Annotated in this window: 7 protein-coding genes and 1 pseudogene; 7 read left to right on the forward strand and 1 reads right to left on the reverse strand. The window is 37.9% G+C overall.

Annotation, left to right across the window (positions count from 1 at the left end; genetic code table 11):
- The first annotated feature begins 123 nt into the window (after positions 1-123).
- The 7 genes and pseudogenes from CDZ78_RS23890 to CDZ78_RS17670 all read left to right on the forward strand — a co-directional run bounded on the left by CDZ78_RS23890 (position 124) and on the right by CDZ78_RS17670 (position 5,717).
- Positions 124-276 carry an IS66 family transposase gene (locus tag CDZ78_RS23890; protein WP_087871154.1) on the forward strand — a complete coding sequence of 51 codons (153 nt, stop codon included), beginning with the start codon at positions 124-126 and terminating at the stop codon, positions 274-276.
- A pseudogene (locus CDZ78_RS23350) lies at positions 273-887 on the forward strand (IS66 family transposase). Before CDZ78_RS23890 ends, CDZ78_RS23350 begins: the two are co-directional and overlap by 4 nt.
- A complete protein-coding gene (locus CDZ78_RS24405) occupies positions 854-994 on the forward strand; it encodes a transposase domain-containing protein (protein WP_167374384.1) in 141 nt (46 codons plus the stop codon). The pseudogene CDZ78_RS23350 and the gene CDZ78_RS24405 overlap by 34 nt, the downstream one beginning before the upstream one ends.
- A gap of 156 nt (positions 995-1,150) precedes the next feature.
- Positions 1,151-2,263: a DUF262 domain-containing protein gene (locus CDZ78_RS17655; protein ID WP_167374385.1), complete on the forward strand. Its 1,113-nt coding sequence runs from the start codon at positions 1,151-1,153 to the stop codon at positions 2,261-2,263.
- A complete protein-coding gene (locus tag CDZ78_RS17660; protein ID WP_087871159.1) occupies positions 2,260-3,378 on the forward strand; it encodes an AAA family ATPase in 1,119 nt (372 codons plus the stop codon). The genes CDZ78_RS17655 and CDZ78_RS17660 overlap by 4 nt, the downstream gene beginning before the upstream one ends.
- A 2-nt stretch (positions 3,379-3,380) precedes the next feature.
- Positions 3,381-4,346: a hypothetical protein gene (locus CDZ78_RS17665; protein ID WP_087871160.1), complete on the forward strand. Its 966-nt coding sequence runs from the start codon at positions 3,381-3,383 to the stop codon at positions 4,344-4,346.
- A 297-nt stretch (positions 4,347-4,643) separates the two neighbouring features.
- Positions 4,644-5,717: an Lcl C-terminal domain-containing protein gene (locus tag CDZ78_RS17670; protein WP_087871161.1), complete on the forward strand. Its 1,074-nt coding sequence runs from the start codon at positions 4,644-4,646 to the stop codon at positions 5,715-5,717.
- A gap of 54 nt (positions 5,718-5,771) precedes the next feature.
- Here the strand turns inward: CDZ78_RS17670 and CDZ78_RS17675 are convergent.
- Positions 5,772-6,119 (reverse strand): DDE-type integrase/transposase/recombinase (locus CDZ78_RS17675; protein WP_140414173.1); only part of this gene is annotated, 348 nt, incomplete at its 5' end.

A 6,119-nucleotide genomic window follows, 5' to 3' on the forward strand; every position in this document is an offset into this window, starting at 1 on the left:
AATAATTACTTAAAAAATGGTACAATTTTTAGTTGAGCATGCAAACCTACTTTGGGTGAAATTAAATCTTATGATCGTAGGAATGAGCTTTCGCAAAAGTAGGGACTCTTACATTATGATCGACTGCATCAACTATTGATCCTGCAGAAAATTATCCAGGCCGATGAAACACCGCTGAATGTTATTCAGGATGGGCGAGAGACGAAATCAAAATCCTATATGTGGCTCTACCAGAGTGGTGGCCATGAGTCCGGGCAGCCGATTGTTTTTGTATGATTACCAGGCAACTCGATCGGGGGGCGCATGCGGCTAGCTTTTTACTGGGATTTTCTGGTCACTTACAAGTGGCCGGCTATGCCGGTTATCACGCCCTTGCATCAGATAACTGTACCCTCGTCGGGTGTATGGCGCATGCACGTCGCAAATTCGATGAAGCTCTCAACGCATTGCCCAAAACGAGCCGTAAAGATAAAAATGGGCATGGCGAAAACTGCATTACGCAAGTTTACTCGTCTCTATGCGCTTGAAAAAAAATTAAAGACCTGACGATAGAGCAGCGTTATTTGTTGCGTCAGGAAAAAAGCAAACCTTTGCTGGAAGACTTAAAACAGTGGTGCGATGACAATGTTACCAGGACCGCAAAAGACAGCTCAATAGGTAAAGCCATACGCTATACCATTAACCAGTGGGATAGTCTGGTTCGTTATATTGAGGATGGAAATTTACAGGTTGATAATAATGCCGCTGAACGCCATATCAAACCGTTTGTGATTGGGCGTAAAACTGGCTGTTTAATCAGACGCCACGGGGTGCTAATGCCACTGTACTGCTATACAGCCTTGTGCAGACGGCGGTGGCCAACAATCTGGAGCCGTTTGATTACCTAAAGTATTTACTCACTGAGCTACACAGCCTTGGTAGGCATTATGAACCAGATGCACTGGATCAATTTCTACCTTGGAACTTAATCGAAAAAATTAAGTCTTTAAAGTAAATTGTGTAGCCTGTCTAGGTGGGAAGAATAGACGCTTACGTGGGTAATAGGCTATTTTTGATTTTTGCGACAGAGCCCCCTACGCTTTTAATAATCATTGCGACAGAACCAAAAATAGACACTTACGTAGAAATGGAACCGATAGAGACCAATCAATTGAGTGAAGATGAATTTGAATCCGAAGATTTTGGTGAAGAAGAAAGCAACGAGAAGCCTTTTGACCCGAGTAAAGTGGACGTTACAATCACAACTCCAAATTTAGGGGCATTGATTTCAAGGCTAGATAATGACGAAATTGATTTGATGCCTGATTTTCAACGGTCTTCCGATCTTTGGAGCAAGCAGGATCAAAGTCGCCTAATTGAATCAATACTTATAAGATTGCCGATTCCAGCATTTTATTTTGATGCCTGTGAAGATGCTAAATGGCAAGTGGTCGATGGGTTGCAGCGTTTATCTGCAATAAATAATTTTGTATTAAAAAAAAACTTAGTTTTAAAAAACCTAGAGTTTCTTACCGATTATGATGGTAAGAAATACGATGCCCTTCCTCGCTCTTTGACGCGAAGAATAGATGAATTTCAAACATCAGTGTATTTAATAAAACCAGGAACACCGCTGGAAATGAAATATGCTCTATTTAATAGAATCAATACGGGTGGATTAAAGCTAACACCTCAAGAAATCAGACATGCTATGAGCCAGTCTGTCCGAAATGGTGTTGCGTCAGACTTCCTCACTAAGATTGTTAGTGAAGGCACATTTAAAAAAGTAGTTGAAAATAAAAGTAATCGACAAGCTCATCAAGAATTAGTTCTACGGCATATGGCATTTGTTTTGTTTGAAGTTGATGATTATAAATCCTCACTTCCTAAATTTTTAGACTCAGCAATGATTGAGTTAGGTAAGCTTGAAGATAGTCATCTAGAAACTTTACGCAATAACTTTCTTGATGCAATGAAAGTAGCATTCGATATTTTTGGTAAGGATACATTTAAACGATCACTCGCAGCACCCACTGGAAATAAAGTTGTTAATAAGCCTTTATTCGAAGCTATTTCCGTTTCTTTTGCTTCAATTAATAATTCTGAAAGGCAGAGACTTGTTGAATGTAAAGTGGATTTTAAAGAAAGTTTAAAATTAATGCTAAAAGAGACAAAATTTGTTAATTCAATAACCCGTTCAACGGCTAACACAGAAAGTGTATTAACACGCTTTAAAATGGTACGTGACCTCATTGAGAATCAGCTAGTTAAGGACTTGGTATGATCGAACGATTAAGCTTAAGAAATTTCAAATCTATTAAAGATGAAGTCTTTGACTTTGAGGGGCTAACATTGTTTTCTGGTTTGAATGGCATGGGTAAATCCACTGCTCTTCAGTCAATGTTAATCTTAAGGCAATCATATGACAAACACCTTTTACCTGACATAGGCATATCTTTAACTGGAGAATATGTTTGTATTGGCAATGGTAATGATCTGCTTTTTAATGATGCTGAAGAAGAGCTTATAGATATAGAGGTGATTTGGTCAAACTCTAGTCTCGACTTACATTTTGACTATAGTGAAAAGTCTGACATGCAACCTATCAACAAGAATGATGAAGATATTAAGGGAACCCCATTTGAGGAGTCTTTATTTACACCATCCTTCCAATATCTTTCTGCTGAACGAATCAGCCCAAGGAGTACTTATGATGTATCTGAATACGCTGTTAATCAACGCAGATCATTGGGCGTTAAAGGTGAATACACCGCACATTTTCTAGCAGAACACGGTAATGATGCCATATCAATAAAGGCCTTTAAGCATCCTGATACTTTAACCGACTCTTTAATTGACAATCTTAATGCTTGGATGTCAGAAATCACTCCAGGAACCAAAGTTATTGCAAAATTAATTCCTGAAATAAATAAGGCTAGCCTGCACTATAGGTTTTCATCGGCCAATGCAATCACAGCAAATTTCCGTCCTGAAAATACGGGATTTGGACTAACCTATGTGCTTCCTGTTGTAACAGCAGTATTAAGTGCTCGCTCAGAAGATCTCTTACTGATAGAGAATCCAGAATCGCACCTACACCCAGCAGGTCAAGCTTTGATTGCAAAATTAATAGCTATTGCAGCGGATAATGATGTCCAAATAATTATTGAAACTCATAGTGATCACTTTTTAAATGGAATTAGACAGTCGGTAAAGTCAAAGCTAATAGATGCTGACAATGTGTGTGTGTATTTCTTATCGAGAGATATTGATAGTTCTGAGCATTCAGTGCAAGTTGAAAAAGTTGCAATAGAACCCTCTGGTCGTATTGAATATTGGCCAAAAGGTTTTTTTGATGAATGGGAAAAAAGCCTAAACAAGCTTATTGAAAGTGATTAATTATGTCAAATAGCATTATTATCAATGATGCATCTCTTCCATTTAGCTCTTCGGTAGATTGTAAAAGTGAATTAGAAGATTTTTTTAAAATTATCCAGAGTGCTGATTCTGCTGGGGTTCGTTTCAACCAAGCAGATGATAGACATGGTAATTGGAACACTTTAAATTACGCCGAAGGTTTTATATTCGGAGAATGGATTAATCATATTGATAAGGACATCTCTTTAATTGTAAAAAATGTTATCAGTAAAGTTCACTGCCCTATAATTGAGCTTGAAGAAGATAAACGTGAGGCCTTGAGCGGCATGTTATTTATGCTTTCGAGTGATAGAAACCTAGAGGTAACAAGCTTGGGGGTAGCTTCTAATATTGACTCACACGCAATAAGCTTTCTATCACATAATAACTGGGCATCAAATCCAATATCGATTGTAAGACAATGGGAAGAAAACGAGGAATGGAAAGAACAATTAATTGATGTGCCGAATATATCATCTTTAGAACACTTAGAAGCTTATATAGCTGAGTTAGAGAATGAAAAACCGCAAAACAAAAACTACCTTCGAGACCTTGTTTTGCAAGATAACAAGGATTTCCCAAATCTTATATTTTGCAATTCTGCATTAAAAGATTTTAAATCTCCTTCTGTTACCGTAGATGATTTTCATAAAATTATCAAAGCATTAGAAAAACTTAACAAGGCAATCTTGATCTCTAATGATATAGAGGCTTTAAAGTTAAATTCTGAGCTAACTATTTCTGGTGAAAGCAGTGCAACATTGGAGAATGGAAAATATGCGAGACAAAGAGAATTTAAACATCCGACTTTAGGAAAAAAACTCTTTGAAAAACACGTCAAAAATTTCCCTGATGCTAAAAGAATGCACATTCTAGCGGATTTTAACAACAATAAAGTATCAATAGGATATTTTGGAAGTCATCTACCTACAGTAAGACATCCAAAGTAAAACTCGAAATCACGGGACAGCCAACTTAAAATGGCACTAAACAACCACCCGCTAAAAGCGGGTGGATTAGATAGACTGGCGACTAAAAGTCGGAATACAGGGCAAATAGCCCTAATGTGGTTTGTCTCCTGCAGGACAGTTTTATTCATTAGCCGCATAAAGACCAGTTATGACCGAGTTTTACACGCACGATAAACTTTTGTGACAGAACCACTTAAATTATACTGAGTATTTACCCTGCTTCTGGATATCTATTCAGAATTAAAACTTCTTTTTAGTTTGGCGAAGGTATTGACAATGAAAAAACTATTATTAACTTCATTACTATTTATTTCCTTAAATCAATTGTGTAATGCTGGATTAGTAGATGCTGAAGTTGTGTTTAAAACTAAGTATCAAGCACACACAGGAGGAAAAGCGCTCACCACGACGATTGCTGGGCCTCAAACTATCGTTGAACCAGGTGTTGAATTTCCAAGTGATACTAGCATCGCTGCTATCGCTGCTGGTAAACGTGGCGATTCTGTTACTTACCAGCATAATCATGAAACTTACTATAGTGTAGTTGATGTAGATATGTACCCAATGATAATTGTTGGTGTGAATATTGGGAATGACTTTATTGAATTTGATTACACTGATTCGGGAAAGTTCTCACGCGTATTTCAAAACACCTATATTTTTGAGTTCAATAATGATTCTCTACCTGTCGATATCACAAGCGCTACAATTGATAGATCAGTTACGACATTTCCGTTAACTGATGATGATGTTCAGTTTGTTGGGAATCAACTGTCCATAAATGTTCAAGGACTACTCTTTAACTCAGATTCATTTATTCGCATTAATGTAGGTGCAGGGGATCCGGGATATGCAATTGGTGATACGGGTCCAGCTGGAGGTTGGGTGTTTTATGTTACCGATGGAGGCGCTCATGGCTTAGAAGCAGCTCCAAGGAATCTACAAAAATATACATGGGGGTGTTCTGATACAAATACTGGAGCCAATGGTGTAGATGTTAATACAGGAAAGCAAAATACAAGGGCGATCATACATACTAAGTGCAAGCACCCAGGCCAAGTAAACGATCGCGTTGCAGCTAAACTAGTAAGTTCTTATGAGCATAATGGGCACAACGATTGGTTTTTGCCATCAAAAGATGAACTAAATTTAATCTACAGTAATTTATACCTACACGATTTAGGTTATTTTCCTCGGCAAACCGAATCATACTGGAGTTCGACGGAGGTGGATGCTACAAGTGCGTACGTGACGCATTTTACCTATACTAGCGACAAAGAGTATGGGGCTACTAACGGCATCGTCTTTAAAGACATTGCCCTTAGCATACGTCCTATTCGATCTTTTTAAAGGGTTCTGTCGCAAGGACTTATTATGCCGGTAAAGATTGGTCATAACCGACCTTTATGCAGCGAATGAATAAAACTGTCCTGCAGGAGACAAACCATCCCCTCCGAACATTTGTCCTTTTTTGATCATTTTCATTATCTCAATACCTGCTAATGTTTTTTGGGCGCTATGGAAGTTTTTAAAACCCAACATAGGGCGAGTTATTCGTTTAATGTTCCTATGATCTTGTTCGATAATATTATTCAAATATTTACATTGACGGATTACAATGGGTTCCACTTTAGGGGCATCTGAGTCTTCCTTGTTGATGCTATTAAGCGCTGCTTTATTGGAACCACTCTTATCAATATTGACCAATTCAGGACGGCCATTTCTCTTAATGGCTTTCTTAAAAAAGCGCTT

This window comes from Bathymodiolus platifrons methanotrophic gill symbiont (assembly GCF_002189065.1).
Lineage (GTDB): Bacteria > Pseudomonadota > Gammaproteobacteria > Methylococcales > Methylomonadaceae > Methyloprofundus.